The following is a 22357-nucleotide window of genomic DNA, read 5'->3' on the forward strand; positions in this document are numbered from 1 at the left end:
ATTAAAAATTGGCTGCTTTAACAAAGCGATTAGTGTCAATTGGATAGTACTTATTACCATTAATATTAACACGACCGCCATATGTCTTAACGGATTTGCCCTTCAAAAGCTTGCTAGTGCCGATACGAATTCCAGTAGTATCGTAAATATAGGCATTATGGGTTAATACACGCTTGGAACCAATGATGTTGCTGGCTACAACGTATTCATTTTTACCAATTTGCAAATATTTTTTACCATTTATTACCTTTTCTTGTGCAACGGTTACGACCGTCCCGGCGATTTTTAATGCCGCATTAGTACGTTTACCTTGAGCATCATATGTATAAGCATCATGCATCAAAGTTTTCTTACCAGTAGGCGCTTGGGAAACAGGATCAGAATCTGTTGCAGGAGTATTGGTCGAATCTGCTGCATTTGATGAATCGTCGGTAACTGTGCTGTCATCGGGAACAGGAGTAGTTACGGTTTCTGCTGCCTGCAAATCGTAATAGTACTTCAAAAGTGAGTAAAAGTCATTCATCGAATAACCCCATTTTTTGAAGTAGCCGTCAGGATCGGTATGGTTAGTACCTCCTAAAAAGCGCGATACTGCATGATGGGACCAGATCGTTCCTTTACCAGTATTAGAGGCATTAGAGGGTTCAATGTTATACCGGTGCAACAACTTTGCCGCATAAATGGCATCATTATTGACACTTTTGGCAAATTTATTTCTGGTAGTTTCTTGACAAAGTTCAATTTGAATAAAACGGTTGTTGGCTATTGCTCCAGCACCCCAGACACCATATCCTGGAGTCATCATCTGGATAACCTGCTTGTGATCAACAAAAGCGTGGACATAAGAGTACATATTTTTCCATTCACGGTTAAAGTAAATAGCTTCATTATATGCGGATGCCCCGGGAGTTGCAGTTTCATGAATTACAATGCCTTCCGGTTTTCCTTTTCTGTACTTAATCTTATTGCCTTTGGCGTAAAATTTGTTATACTTAATGTTCTGTGTCTGGAGCATTTTATATAAAAAAGTAACGTCAACATAGCTGTTTTGTTTAGCAATCGAGTTAATTGAGGCAGCCTCTACCGCCTGAGATTGACTGACGTTAAAAATAGGTGCAACTAAACCTACTCCGATAGCAACAGTAGTTATTAGTTTCTTTATCTTCATCTAAATTTTCATTCCTTATTTCGTTTTTGAGAAATTATCTTTGTCTAAAAATTGCCTTTCTTAATATACTGGTGAATACCTACCCGATAATATTTAAGTCCGTATATTGAAATTGCTCCACCGTAGGTTGCAATGGATTGACCCTTCTTTATCACTTTTTTATTATCACGATTGCCATAATCGTTGTAAACAAAAGCATTTTTCTTGAGAAGTCTCATAGTGCCGTCAATATTGCCACTGGCAATGTACTGATTTTCACCAATGCGATAGTACTTTTTACCGTTAATAGTTTTAGTGCCATAGGTAGCAATCACCTTGCCAGTATTGCCTACTTTAATTGCCTTGACCTTTTTTACTCGTTTGCCTTTGGAATTATAAACATAAGCGTTATGCATCAAAGTCTTGTTAACTTTTTTCTCACCCTTTGGAGCTTGAGAAGCTGGTGGAAGAGCACTGCCCATATTTAAAATAGTATCGTTAACCCAGCCTTTACCGGCAATGTACAAGCGCTTTTTGCCGTTATAAAAAGTAATGGTCTTAGTTACAGTAACTGCATCACCTTTTGCAACTGAATCGGTTTTGGCAGATACTGAGTGGTCAGTTGGCCAAGCGTAAGTGGCACCGGCTTTTTTAACAACATAAGATTTACTGGTGTTCGAAATCTTAGGATCGTATTGCGTTAAGTTTGAAGTTGTTATCCTAGTGTTTAAAATAGTATTGTAATTATTAGCAGTAGCGTATGTACCAGTTAGGGCCTTAGTGGCATCTGCATAAGAAGCAGCATTTTCAAGCCATGCTCCCTTGTAGCGTTCTGGCTGCCAGGTAACACCTAAACGAAGTTTTTGACCATTATCATCAAAAGAGTCCTGATAGGAATCGTATTTTCTAAACTTAGCTGTAACGTAGTAGCTCTTGCCATTTTTATCTTCTTCTCGTGTTTTAGAAGAATAGGTTGCTCCTTGCCAGCTGTCATCAGCCTTCATTCCGAATAAATTATTGGCATTAACGGCCAAACCTGATTTGCCCCAGTTAGATTCCACAATTGCCTGTGCAATCATAACTGAAGGGTATAACCCATATTTTTTAGAAACTTTTTGTGCCTGCTTAACAGCAGTATTTAAAAATGTTGTTTCATCTGCATTAGTTGCAGATACTGTCTCAGCTTTTGCTGGAGAAGTGGCAATTAAGTTGTTGGTAACCGGTATCAAGAGCGATGCACCAAGCACCGCTGCTGAAAAACCAGTGATTAGTTTTTTCTTCATAAATAAAATTTCCTCCTTAACCGACATCTTTATTGTATCGAGCAATTAAAGTATTAACAATAGAATCCGCTTATTTGTAGTCAAAAAGTAATATTGTCAATTTTAATATTACAAATAGTAATTTATTTGTCTAAGACTTCCCGTAAATGATACAAAAGATCTCGTTTCAATCTTTGAAGCTGTACTCGATTAATACCAGTCTTTTCAGCTAAAGCACTGATTGTCTGTCCACTCAGCAAATGATCTATGAACAAAATACGTTCTACCTTTGTCATTTGCGCTAACTCTTTTTCAAGTGCCAAATGATTATTCCAGTTATCCAGCAACCCTACCTGTTCAGCAGAGTCAAAACTAATTTCTTTCTCAGTTATTCGCTTTTGCTTACGCAATAAGTCCAAAGTATGCCAGATAATTTTGCGAAAACTAAGCCGATCAACTTCAGTTCTTGTTCTGCCTGCTAACCTCGTTAACATTTCTGCGTAAATTATTATACCTTCCTGCAAAAAGTCTTCGTAATTAGTATAGTCCATTCTGACGTGGGCGTACTTCAATGCGCCTCTGACTAATTTCTGATTCTCCCATGCTGTTATAAATGCTTCTCTACTAATCTTCATTTGTGACATTCCTCTGTTTCAAATATGTCACAAGCGCTTGTGCTCTTATAGATTAGCAATTTTGCTTAAAATTTAAAAAACATAATATTAAGCTTTTAGCCTTTAGATTAATAAACATTTAACTTTTGCTTTAAGTTTCCTTAGGCTTGTCTCATATATCATAATTACAATAAATTTACGGGTGAAAAAAGAGCAAAAAAATACACGAACTTCATAAAGAACGTGCATTTTCTTAAAAAAGAGTATCTGGTCGTTTACTGTTTAAATAAGCGGATTTGTGGGCATCAGAAATTAACGGTAACTCATAATAATCAGCTAACAAATTGCCATATCGAGCATGCTTTTTATCTAATAATTCAGTTATTACTTTTTTTAACGATATTTCTTCCAGAGATTGGTGTGGATGAAAGTAAGAAGACTGATCAATAAGAGAATCTCCGACAGAACTTTTGACCCGCCAGCCTAAATTGCTTTTTAAATGTACCGTACCCAGAAGGTAAAGTGCGTGATTAAAAAATAAACTATCACTTACTTTGCGGGGAATGTGGCGGCTGCAGTTATCATACGTGAAGATATAGCTAAAGCGATTAGTTGTTAAAGATTCAAAAGCAGTTACATTATTTCGCAGTGACGAAAAGCTTGCCATATTATGCAAAGCAATCCAGTCAATATTACCTGTATTATAACTGCGCAGGGAAAAATAAGCTAAGCGACCTGTGGCAATCACGTTGTGTCCGACTAGATTTATCTTACGTGCAAATTCTCTTTGAAATTCAAGGCCTGCCAATAGACAATTCTGAGCAAAAGATGTTAGGTGTGCTTGAGTACTACGACAACTTAAAATAATTCCTTGATCACAGTCAAAAATTACACTTTTGTACTTACCTAAAAGTGGTTGCTTCTGAAATTGATATAAAGCAATAGTTGCAGGATTTACACAATAAAGTTCATCTTCAATCAAGTATTTATCTATTTCTCGATCTATCCCAATTCTTTGACGCAAAAGCTTTTGCGACCAAAAACGATATTTATGTCCGCCAGGCAGGTTCCAGATATCATTTTCTTTTTTGGACAATTCATTCCTCTCCTTTAATTAAAGTAGACGAATACTATTATACTGGAAATGTTATCGCTTGCATAGATCAATCTAAGGTAAACATATTTAAAAGCAAAAAAACAAGAGCGATATAATCGCTCCTGTTTCTAAATTAGCTATAAGACTAATTAGTTAGCAAAGTTTGCAACCTTAACGTATTGCTTAGCAGGTCCACCAACTCTGTAGTAAGCCTTACCATTCTTGAATGTGTAAGGTGAACCATAAGTAGTAACCTTTGAACCAGCCTTCAATACTTTTCTGTTTGCACGCTTCTTGCTGGTCTTGTATACATAAGCGTTGTGGCTTAATGTACGTGAAGTACCATCAATGTTGTCAGCCATTACGTATTGGTTGTCACCGATTTGGTAAACCAAGCTACCATCAGCAAGCTTAGTAGCTGCACCGATTACTTCAACAGTGGAGTAAGCACGTAATGTGCTAGTACCAACACGCTTGTGATCCTTGTCATAGATGTATGAATTATGCATAACAGTCTTCTTAACCTTGTCTGCAGGCTTGAATGAACCGTCAACATATTTACTTTCTACGTAAAGGTCTGAGTCAGCACTGTTAATACGAGCATATGTCTTGTCACCAACCTTGATTGGTTCACCAAAGATAGCAATTTGATCACCGTTCTTAACAGTAGTCTTAGAATCAGTTACAGTGTTACCATCAATCTTGTAAACTGTAACATCACCATCAGATTGAACAGTCTTGTAAGTAGCACCCTTAACACCAACAGTTAAGTAGAAGGTAACCTTAGTAGTCTTACCATCTGCATTAGTTGCACTTACAGTAACTGGGTATTTACCAGCAACCTTAGTGTTAACTTTGCTTGCATCAACTGTAGGAATCATAACAGTTTTATCATTCTTACTTACTTGAGTCTTAAAGGCATTTTGGATAGCTTTTGTATCAACTACACCATTAACTGGAACATAGTTGAAGTTAACATCACCAATAGAATCAATGGTAGCTGTACCTTTGTATGCCTTATCTAAATCAGTTTCACCGTTGAACAACATTTGAGGGAATGAATCATCACCATCAGTTGCTGTTGGGTTAACACGTACATTAAATGTAGCTGTTTTACCATTAGTTGCATATAAGTGTGCAGTAAATGTAAATGGAGCAGCTGGCTTGTCAAAACTGCCATCAGCCTTTACAGTAACACCAGCAGCCTTAAGTCCGTCTCTAATATCTTGCTCAAGATTTAAGAAACTAGCTTTAGCGGCTTGAGGATCGGTACCAGCAGTAGTTTTAGCTGTGTACTTACCACTCTTACCTCTTGAAGCGTCAATCTTATCAGCTACAGCAGAAACTGTGTAACTATTTGCATCAAGATCTACAGAACCAGAGTCAGCAATTACTTCTTTGCTGTCTTGTGTAAATGTAACATATGGAGCACCCTTCAAAGCTGTATCAGCAACACTAAATACTTTACTTTGAACTTGAACGCCTGAAATTACACCAGTACCATCTGAAGTCTTCTTATCACCATTAACAGTGAAATCTGTATTAGCCTTCAAACCACTAATAGTAACTGGAACAATAGCTACATAGGATTTGCCTTTTTCAAGCTTATCAGCTGCTTTTGCACCGCTAACTACAGTACCAGTGCCATCAGCATTTGCTGTAGCTTCATAAATAGAAGCTTTACCAGGAATTACATTGGCACCTGTTGGTAAAGTTGGGGTAGAAAGTGAAGCAGCAACTTTGGATGCTACATCGCCATCTACTAAACTGGCAGCGTTAGTTACACTTAATTCCAATTTAGCAGTAGTAACGCCATCAGTTGTGGTTCCACCAACAACTGGAATAGTGGTATCAGCAAATACTGTTGATACACCGGCTGCAGCGACTGGAGCAACAGCTAATAAAGCAGCTGCAGCAGCGCTAACAATTCTTAAATTTTTCTTCATGTGGTCTTTCCTCCTTGTGTATATACAAAATAGTAATAGGCTATAGGTTCAGTCGTGATGAGCCTACATTGTTACAACACCCTTCAAGCCGAATTCATAAGTTTATAACTCTTATGAGGTAGCTTTCGAGCTGAAGAACGCGCATGCGTACAGGCATTCGAACCTGAAGCATAGCTATTACTTACCACATTTCTTATTGTACCTACCTTTTGCTCAAATTGCAAGACATGTAGTTATTTAACATACTTTTGTAACAAACGCTTACAGCTTTACAGCTTATTTTTTATTTTTCAAAAATTATTTAAACCCTTAACAGCACTACATTCAATGTTTTTTGTCGCTATTAAAGTTAATAAAGTTATTTTATTTTCTATTAAATTTTACAAAATAATAACAAAATAATTTGGAATAAAGTAAAAACCACGCCCAACTTGCCTTGACGTGATTTCCTATATTTACTAATTATTTTTACCGCAAAAATTGTTTAATTTTAATTATCGTTTCTTTAATTGTCTCCAAGAACTGCAGGTTACATTGACTAACCCTGAGTATTATCGAACAAACTAGTAACAGTTCGTTCAACATATGAAGCAGATTGTGGAGTTTTATACAGATCCACCCCTTCTTGCGCAAACGCTTTTGCATTTGTTATTGTTTCCATTGCATTCTTTACTTCTGTGCCTGCCAAATTAGCGGCAGCATCTGGTAAAGACAAATTAACCTTTTTGTTTGCACCGTTTAAAAATACTAATTGTAAAGTTTTGGTCTTCGTTACCATATTATTTGCTCCTGTCTTAATCATTTTTAATTTCAAAATTTTATTATTCATCACCAATAGGTATTCCCTGTCTTTGAATTAAAGTCGCTGCGCCCAGATCATCACCTTGAAGCTGTGCTAAAGCTGCACCCACTTTAGCCAAACTGCCAGCTGTTGCTCCTTCTCTAACGTTCTTTAAAATTCGTGATTTAGTACCGTCTTTGCTGTATTTAGAATTTAAAAATGTATATTGGACTGATTGTTCTAATAATGCAAAATTCATATTATTTTTTCTTCCTTTTCTTAATAATGTAATCAACCCGCGCGCCAGATGTCTTACACTATTACTAACGAAAATAGGCGGCAAAATGTAACATTTTTTCTTAAAAAATGGTCACGTAAAGGTGAAAAAACACCATTGAGTAGTCAAATCTGCTTAAACCATCTATAATTAAACTAAGTATTAGTAAGGAGGATAAATTCCTATTATGAAAAAAACGACAATTGGTACGATTGTAGCAGTAGTAATTATCGCTATTGGTGGTGGCGTTTTTTACGCAACACAAAAATCCAATAATGATAAAGTTGAAGCTTCCTATAATAGTGCAATGACTACTGGTAAAAATGCGGTGGCTGATAAGGACTATTCAGAAGCAAGCTCTGCATTTGCCAAAGCTTTCAGTATCAAGAAGACTGACCAGGCTAAAGCTTATAAAAACCAGTCGGACAATATGATTTCCGCAATTAACGCAACTAAAAAAGGCAAGTATAATGATGCGTTAAACGAAACTGCCAATGTAATTCAAAGAAAAAACGGCTATGCAGTTTTAGTAAAACAAGGTAAAAAATTAAAAACTACTATCGAAGATGTTCAAGATAATTATGACCATGAAATTCAACCAATCTTCCTCGCTGCATCCCAAGCGGAATTAGCTAAGCAATATCTTAAAGCAGCTGACCAATACCAAAAAGTGCTGGATCTGCCTTATATTGATGAACAATATTACAGTCAGTACAAGATAAAAGCAGAAAAGGGTCTCAAAGATAACCAAAAAGCTGCTAAAGAAAATAATAATGGTTCTTCAAGTCAAAGCTACAATTCAATTTCAGGTAAAGAACCAGATACTGGCAATGCTGGTAAAACCGGTGAGGGTTCCATGGGCAACCACAAGGTACATGGCAAAACAGTTACTAATAAGCAAATAGCACAGCTGCGTAAACGTGTAGGCAAGTTTGGCTATGACTCAATGTCTTGGAGTCCGCAGGATTTGATCGATCTTTACAGAAAGTCTGGCCGAACTAAACCAAGCAAAATTACCAAACAAGATATTCAAAACTATCTTAAGCCGTAACAAACAGTAATAGGCTAAACTTAATATACTGAACCGTCCCGATTGCTACATGGGACGGTTTTCATTTAGCCGGCTTATCTATTTTATTGCAGTTGTGCAAAATGCTATAATTTTATTAATATTATTAAAAACTACCATATATAGAGGTTAAATTGCTCCAATAGTTGCTTTTATAGCCTAAACTCTGTAAAATGACTATTGACTTTCACGTTTCCTATTTTTATTAAAGGAGTGTCTGCTTTGACTGAAAAAGAAAATAATAGCAAAGAAAAAGATAACGAAAAAGAACAAGAAAAAAAGGATAAAGAAGAAGAAATCAAGGTTGTGATGCCTGACGCTGAATGGACAACCATGCCAGAAGAAGAGTTTACAGAACAACCGGATTACCTTAAAGTTTTCGCTGACTTTTACATTGCTCAGTTTAACCAACGCGATTTGGAAATCATGAACTTATATGATACCAATTCCAACATGGTTGACATCAACCACTATCTGCTTAATAACATTAAATTCACTCGCAAAGAATTAGTTAAACACGTTTTGCAATACCATGCTCAGAATTTCCAAAGCATAATTGACGAAATTGCTGCTAAAGATGGTGTTGATGCAGAAAAAATGACAACATATAAAGATTGGGATAACTGGTACGAAGAACGTCGCAGTAAAATTTCAACTTCTTTATCATAATTTACTTGTACTAAAGCAAAAAAAAGAACAAAATAGATACTTGAATGAGAATGCCACACTGACATTCTTTTTTACTTAAGAATGAATATTTCAATATTGTCTATGGGAGTACATAATTACTATGGATAAAAAGACGAAGCGGATTTCAGCTGCCGGTCTATTAATTACCATCGGTATCGTTTATGGTGATATCGGAACTAGTCCGCTCTATGTAATGAAGTCAATCGTTACAGGCAACGGTGGCATTGCCAATGTTGATCGTGAACTGATTTTAGGATCAATTTCGCTCATTTTTTGGACAGTTACACTGCTAACCACCGTTAAATACGTCATGATTGCACTCAGAGCTACCAACCGTGGTGAAGGTGGTATTTTTGCATTATATGCTTTGGTACGTAAGCGAGCCAAATGGCTTGTTATGCCGGCACTGATTGGTGGAGCAGCCCTATTAGCTGATGGGACATTGACGCCGGCCGTGACTGTCACAACCTCAATCGAGGGACTGAAGAACATGCACTTTGGTTCAAGCGTACCGGTGCCTAACCAAAATGCTGTAATCATAATTACAATTGCGATATTGCTGGTACTTTTTTCAATTCAAATGCTTGGCACTAGCAGCATTGGTAAAGCATTTGGTCCTATAATGTTTGTCTGGTTTACATTTTTAGGCATTATCGGTATCTATAATATGGCTAATGACTGGTCAATTTTAGAAGCACTGAATCCCGTTTGGGCTATTAAAGTTCTTTTTAGTCCATCTAATAAAGCCGGCATCTTCATTTTAGGTTCAATCTTTCTGGCCACTACTGGTGCAGAAGCACTATATTCTGATGTCGGTCATGTTGGTAAAGAAAACATTCGCGGATCATGGCCTTATGTTTTTCTCTGCTTGTCCTTAAATTATCTTGGTCAGGGAGTTTGGATTCTGCAAAATCCACATTACCAAACAAATGGTGGTGAACTGAATCCATTCTTTGAAGCTGTACCAGGAGATTTACGACTTTTTGCCATCATTTTGGCTACGGTTGCCGCAATTATTGCATCTCAGGCACTGATTACCGGTTCATTTACATTAGTATCTGAAGCAAGCGGTCTGAAATTTTTGCCACGGATGAATATTAATTATCCTACTACTAAGCATGGACAAATTTACATTCCTTCCGTAAACAAAATGATTTGCGTGGCAACTATTGCTATCGTAATTTTCTTCCGGACTTCAGAACATATGGAAGCAGCCTATGGTCTGTCAATCACAGTCACAATGTTAATGACTACCCTGCTGCTCTTTGAATACTTAGGTTCAAAGCATCACCCACTAATTTTACGCCTTTGCTTTTTACTAGCCTTTGGCTTTATTGAAGGCATGTTCTTGATTTCCAGTTTGACCAAGTTTATGCATGGTGGTTACGTCACCGTTTTAATTGCCGGTTTCATTGGCGTCATTATGTTCATCTGGTACTTTGGCAATAAAGTTCGTGACAAGCATGAAGGTGCTCATACCTATGTCCGTTTGGACGAATACACTGATATGCTGACGGATCTAAGCCATGATGATGATTATCCCACTTATGCTACTAACTTAGTTTACATGGCTAAAGTTAAATACAATAAATTTATCAAACGTGAAATTATGTACTCCATCTTGGATAAAAGACCTAAACGTGCACAGGCCTATTGGTTTGTAACTGTCAACATTACGAATGAACCGTTTACTGCCAGATATGCTGTTAATACTTTTGGTACTAAGAATGTCATTAACGTGCAACTCTATCTTGGTTTCAAGAAACAAACCAGTGTTAATGTTTACCTGCGCCAAATTGTCCATGATTTAATTAAAGATGGTACTATCGAAGCGCAACCGCAGGAGTACACTACAACTCCCGGTCGTAAAGTGGGTGACTTCTCATTTGTAATTGTTAATGAAGTCGTCAGTCCTTTAACTAGACTTAAAGGCTTTGAAAAAGTTATGTTAAAAGCAAGGGTTTGGTTACAAAACCTGTCTTCTAATCCAGCTTCATGGTTTGGGTTGGAATACACTGACACTGTGGTCGAGGAAGTACCACTCATTTTAGGTAAACCAAGACATAACCTGCACATTAAGAGAGTTGCACCGCGCGACTATTCCAATCTAAAGAATAAAGAATTTGAATAATATAAAATGTGTCTGGAGAAACTATTCTTCCAGTACAACAAAAAGGCATTGGTTTTTATTGTGATATGACCCCAAAATTTGTCCTAAATTTGGGGGTCATATCATTGTTCAATGCCTTTTTATACACTATTTTTAGTCTTTTTATTATATAAAGAGAGTAGGAATAATTCGGATCAAAGACTAATTATCTTTTTATAAAATCTACTTGCCTTTAACTGGTAAGCAAAATTATTTTTATACAGCTAAAAAGATATTATTTGCTGTTATTTAAAATATTAGATTTGAGTCAAATTTTTTGCAATCACATTTTTTTGCTTAACCTCGTCATATCTAATAATAATAAAGGCCAATCCTGCACACAAAAACATATAAGCAACGATACAGCTATCTATACTAAATTGTAATGAAAATCCAACATGAGCACTATATTTGGTAATACTACTTTGAAACAAAAAATTAATAAAATCATATAAACTATGATGAATCATAGTTAATAATATTGAATGTGTATATAAGTAAATAGCAGCATATAAAAACCCCCAACCAGTTGCATGAATTATTTGATTAATAGTAACTGATAAGGTTTGAGAACAAACGTTCGTGATATGCCAAAGGCCAAATATTAGCCCATCAATTAAAACAATTAAATATATACCGTCTTTATTACTTCGAAAAATTTGCGCAAGTAGCGCAATAATAATAAAACGCATCAACCATTCTTCAGCAATACCTGCTCGTAGGGCTGAACAAATAATGACAGGATTTATTCGACTAAAATAGAGACTCGAAGTATTAGTATGATTAATAACACTATTCAAAATGGGCTGAGCTTTCCAACATAAGTTTCCAAATAGAAACAAAGTTATTACGCTAGAAAAAGAAATTGAGCAATTTCTACTAAAAACTTTGTGTGGTTTTTGTATTTTCCAACTGGACATCACAAAGTAAGTGATACTAATTAAAATGGGAATACCAAGAACGCCCGAATTATTTATTTGCATAAAACATTTATTATAAAGTAAATGCCCAGCAATTGTTTTTGCTGGCCAAATCATATGACGATAGATAATAAATGCAAATAACAAAATTCTGCCCCAATTATTGTTCACCCGAATTAAGGCTAATTTAGCCATTGGAATATACATGATAAAGGAATAAAAAATAACCAAAAGCATCCAGAAAGTGCCATTTATCAAATGATAGTAATTCAGTAATTTCGTTAGCAAAGCTAAACATTGAGGCAAAGTGCAACAAATTGTAATGGTTTCAAAGTAATGGTTAAACAATTGCGGTCCGTTTGGCTTTTCAGCTTCAGTCTGTAATAAAGAAAATTGTAAACAAACTAAAATAAAAAAACAAACTAAAATAAAAGAAGATAAAATAGTATTACATTCCTTTGGAGCAAAAAGTTTTGCATTACGTAAACCAAAATAAAAGCAAATCACTAATATCCCGAGCTGTCCCACAGTTTGAGCTAAATGAAATATTCTTATTGTTTTATTTGTTTTTAATGAACCTGCTGTTTCAGCATTTTGATTTAAACACTTCATAATAACTATATTATATAATATATAAAATTATTTTCAATATATATTTATAGTGTGTTTAAAATTTGGCAGATTATACTATTCGAATGACCAAGAACCTAATTGCATAGTTAACTCTTGAGCCTCTTTTCACTCAGAAAAGATATAATCTTTTTTTGTTATCACAAAACAATCAAGATTTTTTGTATTTAATGACTAATATCTATCTTTTCCAACAAAAAACATTGTTCTGATTGGAACAATGTTTTTATTTTTAATATTAATTACCAAATATGTACTCGTTTTTCTGGATCGAGCCACATGCCGTCTTCCGGTTTAACATCGAAGACTTTGTAAAAGTCATCTTGGCATTGACTTTGAACGTTAGCCCGCAGTGGACCAGGCGCATGAACATCAACAGCAGTTTGACTCTTAATTGATTCAGTCAATTGCTTATTAGCCCAAATGCGTGCAAAGTTTTCAAACAGTTTCTTCAAATCATCATTTTCGTTCTTGGCAGCTTCAACAGCAGCAGTCAAGCCACCCTGATCAGCAATATTCTCAGAAACTATTTGCTTACCATTGAGTTTAACTGGTCCATATGCTATACCGTCAAACAAGTCAATTTCAGCTTGTGTCCGTTTCTTGAATTCAGCATAATCCTCATCAGTCCACCAATTAGTCATATTGCCTAATTCATCAAACTGAGCACCATTGTTATCAAAGGCATGGGAAACTTCATGAGCAATTACGGAACCGATGCCACCAAAGTTGGCTGCTCTGTCTTGTTTCAAATCATAAAATGGCTTCTGCAAAATTGCTGCAGGAAAAGTCAGATCATTTCTTTGTGGGTCATAGCAGGCGTTGACTAAGTTACCTGGCATTGCCCAAACATTTCTATCTACTTCTTTATGTAATTGTTCAAAATTATATTTTTGTTCAGCAATAGCAAAGGCACGTTCATTAGAATAAAGACTGCCACCTTGACTAGCTGGGATAACCTTTAAACGATTGTAAATCTCTTCAATTTTATCTGGATAACCAATCTTTAATACCAAAGCATCAAGTTTAATAATTGCACGTTTCTTGGTTCGTTCAGAAAGCCAATCGTTATTCTGGAGACGTTCCTTGTAAACATCAAGCATACGGTGAATCATGTCCTCAACGTCTTCTTTGGCTTCTTTACCAAAGTAGGTTTGACCATAATAAACGCCAACTACTTCGCTAAATGAATCATTTGCAATGTGATAAGCTTGTTTTTCACCAGTTGTCAATTGTGGTTGACCACTAAGCGCCTGAGCAAATGGAAATGATGCTTCACGGAAATCTTGTGACAAAACATCGGCAACACTATTAATAAAGTTAACCAACATCCAGCCTTTGATTTCAGCAAAGTTTTCTTTATTGATAATTTCGTTAATATGATCCAAATAACGCGGTTCTTGAACTATAATTCTGCTTGGTTCCTCACCGATTACTTCTCTAAGAAAATAAGAAATTTGGAAATCAGCAAACTTAGCTTCAAAATCAGCAATCTTCATTGGATTATAAGTAGCAGGATAATCAGCCCACTCTTCACTTGACTTAACTATTTTGGCCAGCTTTTTGTCAAACTTAATTGCATCTTCAGCATATTTTTCTGCTCTTTCTTCAGCTATACCTGCCATAGTTAACAGTTTAACTGATTGCTTTTGCAAAATACCTAACAATTTTGGTGCATCAAGTGTTTTATAAGTAGTTGTATCTGGTAAAAATGTCCCAGGACCTGCAAAATTCAACGCATTGACTTTGGTGTTCTTCATGTCAGGTTCAACATCAAGACCAAAAGGAATTGCGGCAAAAGTTACTAAATCTGGTGCATTTAAATTAAAGTCAGAAAAATCTTTTAAACCATCAAGAAGTTCCAAGTCTGACTTAATTGGTTCAGCTCCATCAGAGTTTCTTTTATCAAAATCTTTAGCCAATTTGTACAACTTAACGGCTTCATCAAAGTTAGGCACACTTGGTACTTCTTTTTTTCCAGCCGCAAAATCAGCAAAATCCTGCATCAAATGCTTTTCAACGTCAACATCAATACCATCAAACGAGGCCATTCGTGACCGGTCTTCCGGAATCTTGGTTTTTTCAATCCATTCTGAGTTAACAGCCAGATATAGGTTGTCCTGCGGGCGTGCATCAAGCTTAGGTTCGATGATATTACCACTACCGCCTCGAACTGCGAAGTTTTTATTCATTCAGAGAGTCCTCCCTTTTTTATCTAAATTAAAAATAGACTAAATTAATATTATCATTCTAATTATACCCTTAACATTAAAAAGTCTTTACAAAATTACTTATAAAGAGTGATATGCTTGTGCAATTTTGTGTGCAATGGCAATAAGAGCAGTACCATCAGAAAAATACCACAGGCAGCAATAATGAAGAATGGAATGTAACCCGCACGATCAATTATCATGCCGCCAAATAATGGACCAAAAGCCTGACCAATGCCACGGGCAACATTAATTTCACCCTGATATTTGCCCTTGCTGTTTGCCGGAGATAAATCGTTAATGTATGCCGGAACAGCTGGAAATGCAGTCGCTTCACCCATAGTCAGGATAAACATTGATAGTGCAAAGTGGGCAAAATCTTTAGCAAAAATCAACGTGGCAAAAGAAATTGCAAACATGAGCGTGCCAAAAATAATTTGCTGAAACAAGTTCTTAAACAAATTAGGATAGCGTGCCAAAATCACTTGAATAATGACTATTACGGCACCATTTAAAGTCCATAACAAGCTATATAAATGGAAAGGTATTCCCAATGAAACCATGTAAACTGACAGGTTAGACTCCCAATTCATGTACATTAGCCATGTCACAGCTAAAGAAATCAAGAATCCTACCATTAACATCACGTTGTACTTGGGCATAGGATCAACTTTTTGCTTCGCGCCCTTTTTAATACCGTTCTTTTTACGATTTTGGTGAAAAGTATTAATTGGACGGTAATGAATCGCTGCATTAACGCAGGCAATGGCAAATAGTGAAGCTGCTAAAATAAATAAGAACTCAATTGAAAAGTCGTAAAGATATCCTACCAGCAGCGTTCCTGTGACAGTACCGACATTTTGGGCAAAATAAATTAGATTAAAAACATAACGCCCTGAATATTTACGCAAACTTGTTGCTATTGAGTTAATTAAGGTACCATTCCAACCACTGATGCAACCGGTAAGAATAAGCCAAAACCAATATTGCGGCCAGCCATGGAAAAAAGCCATCATGAACAAAACAAAGGCATCCAGTCCTAATCCTGTAACAATTAGTGGGTATGGGTTCAGACGGTCATATAAACGTCCAGCTAAAAGCGAACCTAATACATTGCTGGCACAATTGCAAAATAAAACAACCCCTATTACAGAAAGGCTGATGTGTAATTGCTTGTTTAAATAAACCGAAGTCAAGGGCCAAACAAAACTCGACCCGATCCACGTGGCCAGCTCCCCCAGTAATAGCCAGCGTAACTTAATTTCAGTTTCTTCATGAGATCCATGTTTAAGTTTCATTTATTCAGTCCTTTCTTTTTTAGTTTCCATTTACCAGTTTAGCAAGAAGTATTAAAAAAGAACACCCCCAATAAATAGCTGAACTGGTATTTTGCATACAAAATAATATTTTTACTCTTAGAGAAAAAAGATGACCACCAGCGATTTGCTGCAATCATCTTTATTGCTTTTTAATTAATCCATAGCCTAGAAGAATTGACCCTTATTTTCCTGATAATACTTTTGGTAGCGTCCTTTATAATTATGGAACATATATTTCAACAGTAGCCACCGCTTAAAATTGCGGTCCTGATCATAAAAGACTGTTGTACCATAACGTCCTTCATGGATTAGCTCTTCTGCCATTCTTTTGGCTTCATTATCAACAGCGTATTGCTTAAACACATTTACAGGTATGCCCAGCCACAATTTATGCTTTGACTTTAACTTATTGCAGTAAACCGGCTCCTTATCGTTTAAGCTGTCATAAACATAGTCATCCACATACCATTTCGCCAGGTTATAACCATTAAGTGTTACATAAAAGCTTGAACGTCCTTGGCGCAGATTGATTTCAAAGAATTTATATTTACCATCTCGCGTATCATACTTGATGTCAAAGTTGGCCATCCCCGTATAATTGATTTTTTCCAAGAATGATTCAACTTGCTCGTATAGCTTTTCGTCATAATCAGGCAAAATTGCCATATAATTGCCAATTGATTGAGGTGTCGGATCCTCCAGCAATGGGTGACCCATACACATCATCTTGATATGATGTTCCTTATCAACATAAGCATTTAATACACGCATGTTGGAATCATCGCCAGGAATAAAATCTTGCAAGATCAAGTCTTCATGATAGCCATTTTCATAAATTTTGGTGACAATATCACGCAATTCAGTTTCATTATGAATGGTAAAAGCTTTTTTACGACCCTCAAACTGCACATCAAGCCAGGAAACAGGATCTTCCGGCTTGAGTTCCATAGGATAGCCAAAGGGAAGTTCCAGATAATTTTCTGCCTTGTAATCAGCCATCGTCACAATCTTGGTTTTAGGATATGGCAGACCACATTCTTCAGCTATCTGGTAAAAGTTTTCTTTTGAAATTAGTTTTTGTAATAAATCGTAGTCAACATAGGGAACTACAAAAACATGTTCTAATTCTTCCTTATGCTTTGCCAGCAATTCAGAATAGCCGTCTCCACACGAAATCAAAATTACCGGTTCTTCATGATCCTGGTAAATTTTCATTTGCTCACGCATAACTTCAATAAAAGTGGGATCTTCGCTGAAGCCATGATGTAACTCCACCCTGACAATTTTAGAATAACGTGTTGCCGCCAGCTGACTGTCAGCCAGCGCCTTTACGCTAATACCGTATGCCTCGTTAAACGATCGGGCCATGCCGTAAACATTAATGTCACTGCCAAGTAAAATTGGCGTAAAGTTTCGTTTCATTAATAAATTGTTCTCCTCATTAAACCAGCTTGCCCTGCTTAATCAAGTTGGCAACTTCTGGTTGAACATGCTGGTATTTGGCAACTGTGCCGTCGTAATCAACAAAGAATAATTTATACCATACTAAAAATGTATAAATAGTCCAAATTTGTCGACGATGGGATCCGTCACCCTTGTAGTTTTCATCAAGCAGAGCCAAAATTTTATCCTGCTCGAAAACATCTTGTACAAAGTCTTCACTGAATAATTCGCGCACTTGTTTATAAAAACGAGGTTCTTGCAACCATTCTTTGATTGGGGTTGGGAAGCCTAATTTTGGTCGTTTAGCCCATTCATCCGGCAAAACCTTTTCTGAAGCCTTGCGCAAAGCATACTTAGTGTCATGCTTGTTCACTAAGTAATCAGTTGGAATTGAATTGGCTCTTTCTGCAACCTTTTTATCAAGGTATGGCACCCTTAACTCCAGAGAATGAGCCATAGAAATTTTATCCGCTTTTTGTTCAATATCATTTAGCATAAAGTGGTGCAGATCAATGTACTGCATCTGCCGGACATTATCGAGATCTTTTACTTTTTTAAAGTCACTTTGGTAAATACCGTTGACAGTTAATTTATTCCGATAAGAAGGCTTTAAAACACTGTTAGCATCTTCAGATGTAAAGATAGTCGGATAATCCATGTCATAGATTACTGATTGACCAACGTAAAATTCACTTGGTTCAGCTAAATTGGTATATAAATGAACCTTACCGGGGAAGTTCGGCATTTTTTTAATTCTATGTGCCAGTTTAACCCTTGTCTTCTTCGGCAACTTTTTGCATTGGGAAGTAAAAACTTTAATAATGCTGTTGTGCGTGTGCATTCCGTAGTTAACGTAACCTGCAAATAATTCATCCGCACCTTCGCCGGACAAAGCAACAGTCACATGTTTACGTGCCATCTTGCATAAATACCATAATGGAATTATTGACGGGTTAGCATCCGGCTCATCCATATGGTATTGCATTTCCGGGAAGTCATGCATGGCCTCATCTGCTTTAACCTTGTCAGAAAAGAAATGCCAGCCTTTCATATCAGCTAAAGCCCTGGCCTTTGAAGCCTCATCATAAGTTGCATCATCAAAAGAAATTGAGAATACATCATCCGGATTTAATATACTAGTGATGTAACTTGAATCCACTCCTTCTGATAAGAAGGCACCAACCGGAACATCGGCAATATGGTGCAATTTAACTGACTCGTGTAAATCTTCGTCAATTTTATTGACAGTTTCTTCAAAACTTAAAGTGTTGGCCTTATATTCTGCATCCCAGTACTGATGGATTTTCATTTCACCATCTTTATATTCGAACCAGTGACCGGCAGGAAATCTATAAATTCCCTTGAAAAAAGTTTCATGCAAATCATTATACTGGTTCATCAAGTATGGTTTAACAGCTTCAATATTTAAACGTCTTTTAAAGCCAGGCATTGCCAAAAAACTTTTGATTTCTGAGCCTATCGTTAAATGACCATTCTCATCACTGTAATAAAGTGGCTTAATGCCAAAGAAATCGCGTGCACCATACAACGTCTGGGTATTGTCATCCCAAATTGCAAAAGCAAACATGCCACGAACACGCTTGAGCAAGCCATCCATGCCCCACTCTTCAAAGCCATGCAGAAGAACTTCTGTATCGGACTTAGTGGTAAAAGTATGACCCGCAGCAATTAATTCATCTCTCAATGGCTGGAAGTTGTAGATTTCACCATTGAAGATAATGGCCATTGTTTTGTCTTCGTTGTAAATTGGTTGACTGCCGCCACGCAAATCAATGATTGATAATCTTCTAAACCCTAAAGCAACTTTATCGTTGGTATAAAAACCATCTGAATCAGGACCACGATGCATAATTGCCGCCATCATTTTACCGATAGCGGCTTGTTTATCATTTATTTCTGGATTATAAAATGCAACAATTCCGCACATTGCTTATCTTCCCTTAATTTATGTTACTTTGTATATTTTTGTCTTTAATTTAACTTTTCTATTATATGCTAAAAGCCGGGCAATTTCCAAATTGCCCGTCGCGATTTTACTAAATATAAAAAATTCTGCGTTTGCTGGCAGCACCATAACCAAAAGCCTGAATATAATGCCTCTGAATGTCAATATTTACAATATAACCCGCAAATTCGGTTTGGTGATCAATTTGTCTTTTCCAATTCTTGTTATATTTAGTAGTTAAAGCATGGTTAGGCCCCATTAGTGCCGAACAGTTAAACAAGATATACTGAATTCCGTTAATGCGGTATTGGTCTTCGTTATGTCTGTGACCACAAAAGTAGGCAATAATGCGCGCATTTTTCACATTAGTAAAATCAAAGTCATTAGCTAAACGAAACTCTGGTGGAATTCCGTGGCTGGAATGCATCTGTCCTTTTTCACCTTGATTGAAGGCAACCAGTAACTCGTGCAGAGAACGACCATTATACTTTAAAGCATTTGAACCCTTACGATTAATCGGATTAGCGTGGCTCATAAAGATAATTTGCTTATTTGATGACTGCTCCAGTATTTCAATAATTTCTTCAATTTGATCTTCTCTCACAGCCAAAGTAAGTTTCACATCATATTTTTTTCTGCCTTGTGCATCCAAATAGTAAGGCAAATCAGAAGTATTAACGGAAATAAAGCGTAAATCATCCACATCATAGTAACAAACTCCATGTTGCCGGGAAATATAATGGACACCTTTTTGCTTATACAAGGCGGGCCACATAATCCCTTCAAACTCATTCTCAGGAAAAGAGGCTCTTAAATCATGATGTTCATCAAATTTATCATTTTCATCATGATTTCCCTTAATAAGCATATAAGGCACTTTGTCTGAAACAAATGAATCACGCAATTTAGTTAATTCACTTTCACCCAAAAAGCCGGTATCAGAGCCATCAATCCAGTCACCCAAATGAACTTTTAAACTTAAAAGTCCTGAGTCATCAAGGTAAGAAAATTCGTTAACGTGAGTTAAGCCGTTCCAGCCATAAAAGTCCATACTATTACGGTCTTTATAATGGGTATCAGTAATAATGCTGACATTAACAGAATTTTTCCCTGTGCGAATGTGGCCTTTGACTCTTTCAACAAAGCGATCCAAGTATTCTTCTACAACGTATCGTCTGCCAGTTTTGCGGTTGACAAAAGCGCGGTAGCGCTGCAGTTCAGGACTAAATCGGCGGACATATTCAGGCTCTAATTTATCTGTACTTTCCAAGCTGAGAGCTTGATGCAAAATTTTTTCTTCATCTTGGTAAACTGTCAGAGTATACGGCTGATCATTAGGTGTACCCTGTTCACCATCAACATGATACTCTCCTACCGTTAAATAATTTTGCATAGGATCAAGCTGTGCATCATTTTTCTTAAATAAAGAACGTAATTTAGCACCATTTATCTTATCAGCAAGTCCTTTAGTATACTTTAAAACACCCATATTTTGCCTCAAGCAGAAAGAAAAAGAGCTGAACACACATTCAGCTCTAAAATTATAAACTTTTTTCTAAAGCGTGTGCCGCTAAACCAATTGACAGAAGTGCATCTTTAGACAAAACTCCTTGTAATGTTTTTGGCGCTACTTCTTCAACGGCTCCAATTACTTTTAAACTGTAACTAACGACATGAAAATCTACCAGGTTGTTGTAAAACCCGTCTTCATATGGATTCTCATGATTATAAGTTAGATTAATTTCATTTTTATCAACAAAACCATCAACATGGTTAGTCAAAATCCGATCCTGCAAATCGGTTAATTGCTCCGATAACTTAATTAAAGTCAGTTTATGATCACTTTCAGTGTCATAATACTGCTCTTGACTCATGCCGAAGTATTCTTTTATTGGCTTATGCAAAACGTGCAAATTATCAATCACACGATAAACTGCCTCGGCATCAAAATCTGTTTCTTTATTTAAAATACTTTCTTGATTTGCGGCCAAGTCATCGGCCAAAGTTATTATTTCTAACTTCTCCATGGTATCCTCCTAAAGTTCATTATATATTATACCAAAAAAACAGCTATTGCACTTTTTGAAGGAAAAGTTTCTGATATTTTAGGAAAAAGAAAACAATTAAAAAATTCCAATCAATAATCTACCAAATTGTTTTTAAAAGAATAAAAATATTTTGGCGTATTTATTTATGAACGTTAATATATATTTAAGGAGAATAAAAATGAATAATATTACTCGCTGTCCTTGGAGTGACCATGATGATTCCTTAATTAGAGATTACCACGACCACGAATGGGGCAAATTAAACTTAGATGAACGTTACTTATTTGAAATGCTGGTGCTGGAACTGTTTCAGTCTGGTCTCAGTTGGTCTACAGTTTTGCATAAACGGCAAAATTTTCGCCAGGCTTTTTGCAATTTTGTTCCCGAAGAAGTTGCGCAAATGACCGAACAGGATCAGGCGCGCTTATTGCAAGACAAAGGAATCATTCGCAATCAAAGAAAAATTGCCGCTGCAATTACCAACGCACGCGCACTATTAATTATTGATGCCAAATACGGCAATTTTGCACATTATTTACAAAAATTTATTCCCACTCCTATTATTCATCATCCTCAGACAAGTGATGAAGTACCAACGACAAACAAGATTGCCCAAAAACTAGCAAGGCAGATGAAACAAGACGGTTTTACTTTTGTTGGTCCTGTAATTCTATATTCATTCCTTCAAGGCGTTGGTTTAGTCAATGATCATTTAGAAAATTGTCCCTTTAAATTTCACGGATAAAAAAAGTGAATCAAGCTGATACTTACATACTTGATTCACCATCCC

18 protein-coding genes are annotated in these 22357 nt (G+C 36.4%); 4 read left to right on the forward strand and 14 right to left on the reverse strand.

The window, feature by feature from the left end; translation table 11 throughout:
• Position 1: 1 nt before the first annotated feature.
• From LACWKB10_RS02190 to LACWKB10_RS02220, 7 genes are all read right to left on the reverse strand, one after another.
• Positions 2-1168 carry an SLAP domain-containing protein gene (locus LACWKB10_RS02190; RefSeq protein WP_034978205.1) on the reverse strand — a complete coding sequence of 389 codons (1167 nt, stop codon included), beginning with the start codon at positions 1166-1168 and terminating at the stop codon, positions 2-4.
• A 44-nt stretch (positions 1169-1212) separates the two neighbouring features.
• Positions 1213-2430: a glucosaminidase domain-containing protein gene (locus tag LACWKB10_RS02195; RefSeq protein ID WP_034978208.1), complete on the reverse strand. Its 1218-nt coding sequence runs from the start codon at positions 2428-2430 to the stop codon at positions 1213-1215.
• 122 nt (positions 2431-2552) lie between these two features.
• On the reverse strand, positions 2553-3044 hold the full coding sequence (locus tag LACWKB10_RS02200) for a sigma-70 family RNA polymerase sigma factor (protein ID WP_034978212.1): 492 nt from the start codon (positions 3042-3044) through the stop codon (positions 2553-2555).
• Between the two features lie 232 nt (positions 3045-3276).
• Positions 3277-4119 (reverse strand): hypothetical protein, encoded by an 843-nt coding sequence (locus LACWKB10_RS02205; protein WP_034978214.1) that lies wholly within the window; start codon positions 4117-4119, stop codon positions 3277-3279.
• A 149-nt stretch (positions 4120-4268) separates the two neighbouring features.
• Positions 4269-6065: an SLAP domain-containing protein gene (locus LACWKB10_RS02210; RefSeq protein ID WP_034978216.1), complete on the reverse strand. Its 1797-nt coding sequence runs from the start codon at positions 6063-6065 to the stop codon at positions 4269-4271.
• A 538-nt stretch (positions 6066-6603) separates the two neighbouring features.
• The gene (locus LACWKB10_RS02215) at positions 6604-6894 is read right to left on the reverse strand and encodes a DUF2922 domain-containing protein (RefSeq protein WP_235191484.1); all 291 of its coding nucleotides are present in this window, start codon (positions 6892-6894) and stop codon (positions 6604-6606) included.
• Positions 6887-7105 (reverse strand): hypothetical protein, encoded by a 219-nt coding sequence (locus tag LACWKB10_RS02220; protein WP_034978218.1) that lies wholly within the window; start codon positions 7103-7105, stop codon positions 6887-6889. The genes LACWKB10_RS02215 and LACWKB10_RS02220 overlap by 8 nt, the downstream gene beginning before the upstream one ends.
• A gap of 205 nt (positions 7106-7310) precedes the next feature.
• Between LACWKB10_RS02220 and LACWKB10_RS02225 the strand changes: the two genes are divergently transcribed.
• The 3 genes from LACWKB10_RS02225 (at position 7311) to LACWKB10_RS02235 (ending at position 11013) form a co-directional block, all read left to right on the forward strand.
• On the forward strand, positions 7311-8174 hold the full coding sequence (locus tag LACWKB10_RS02225) for a hypothetical protein (RefSeq protein ID WP_034978219.1): 864 nt from the start codon (positions 7311-7313) through the stop codon (positions 8172-8174).
• A gap of 240 nt (positions 8175-8414) precedes the next feature.
• Positions 8415-8861, forward strand: coding sequence for a hypothetical protein (locus LACWKB10_RS02230; protein WP_034978221.1), 447 nt, complete (start codon positions 8415-8417; stop codon positions 8859-8861).
• Positions 8862-8982: 121 nt separating this feature from the next.
• Positions 8983-11013, forward strand: coding sequence for a KUP/HAK/KT family potassium transporter (locus LACWKB10_RS02235; RefSeq protein ID WP_034978223.1), 2031 nt, complete (start codon positions 8983-8985; stop codon positions 11011-11013).
• 275 nt (positions 11014-11288) lie between these two features.
• Here LACWKB10_RS02235 and LACWKB10_RS02240 read toward each other — a convergent pair whose 3' ends face one another.
• The 7 genes from LACWKB10_RS02240 to LACWKB10_RS02270 form a co-directional block, all read right to left on the reverse strand.
• Positions 11289-12563, reverse strand: coding sequence for a CPBP family intramembrane glutamic endopeptidase (locus LACWKB10_RS02240; protein ID WP_034978225.1), 1275 nt, complete (start codon positions 12561-12563; stop codon positions 11289-11291).
• A 260-nt stretch (positions 12564-12823) separates the two neighbouring features.
• The gene (locus tag LACWKB10_RS02245) at positions 12824-14773 is read right to left on the reverse strand and encodes a M13 family metallopeptidase (protein WP_034978227.1); all 1950 of its coding nucleotides are present in this window, start codon (positions 14771-14773) and stop codon (positions 12824-12826) included.
• 95 nt (positions 14774-14868) lie between these two features.
• Positions 14869-16089, reverse strand: a complete 1221-nt coding sequence (locus LACWKB10_RS02250) for an MFS transporter (protein ID WP_034978230.1) — start codon at positions 16087-16089, stop codon at positions 14869-14871.
• A gap of 186 nt (positions 16090-16275) precedes the next feature.
• Complete coding sequence (locus tag LACWKB10_RS02255) at positions 16276-17532, reverse strand: carboxylate--amine ligase (protein ID WP_034978233.1); 1257 nt, start codon at positions 17530-17532, stop codon at positions 16276-16278.
• A 19-nt stretch (positions 17533-17551) separates the two neighbouring features.
• Entirely contained in the window at positions 17552-19501 is a 1950-nt protein-coding gene (gene asnB / locus LACWKB10_RS02260; protein WP_034978235.1) for an asparagine synthase (glutamine-hydrolyzing), read from the reverse strand.
• Positions 19502-19610: 109 nt separating this feature from the next.
• On the reverse strand, positions 19611-21008 hold the full coding sequence (locus tag LACWKB10_RS02265; RefSeq protein ID WP_034978238.1) for a metallophosphoesterase: 1398 nt from the start codon (positions 21006-21008) through the stop codon (positions 19611-19613).
• A gap of 52 nt (positions 21009-21060) precedes the next feature.
• Positions 21061-21546: a hypothetical protein gene (locus LACWKB10_RS02270; RefSeq protein ID WP_034978240.1), complete on the reverse strand. Its 486-nt coding sequence runs from the start codon at positions 21544-21546 to the stop codon at positions 21061-21063.
• A gap of 199 nt (positions 21547-21745) precedes the next feature.
• Here LACWKB10_RS02270 and LACWKB10_RS02275 point away from each other — a divergent pair, with 199 nt between their 5' ends.
• Complete coding sequence (locus tag LACWKB10_RS02275) at positions 21746-22312, forward strand: DNA-3-methyladenine glycosylase I (RefSeq protein WP_034978243.1); 567 nt, start codon at positions 21746-21748, stop codon at positions 22310-22312.
• The last annotated feature ends 45 nt before the right edge of the window (positions 22313-22357 follow it).

Source organism: Lactobacillus sp. wkB10, from assembly GCF_000760615.1.
In the GTDB taxonomy this organism is placed as follows: domain Bacteria; phylum Bacillota; class Bacilli; order Lactobacillales; family Lactobacillaceae; genus Lactobacillus; species Lactobacillus huangpiensis.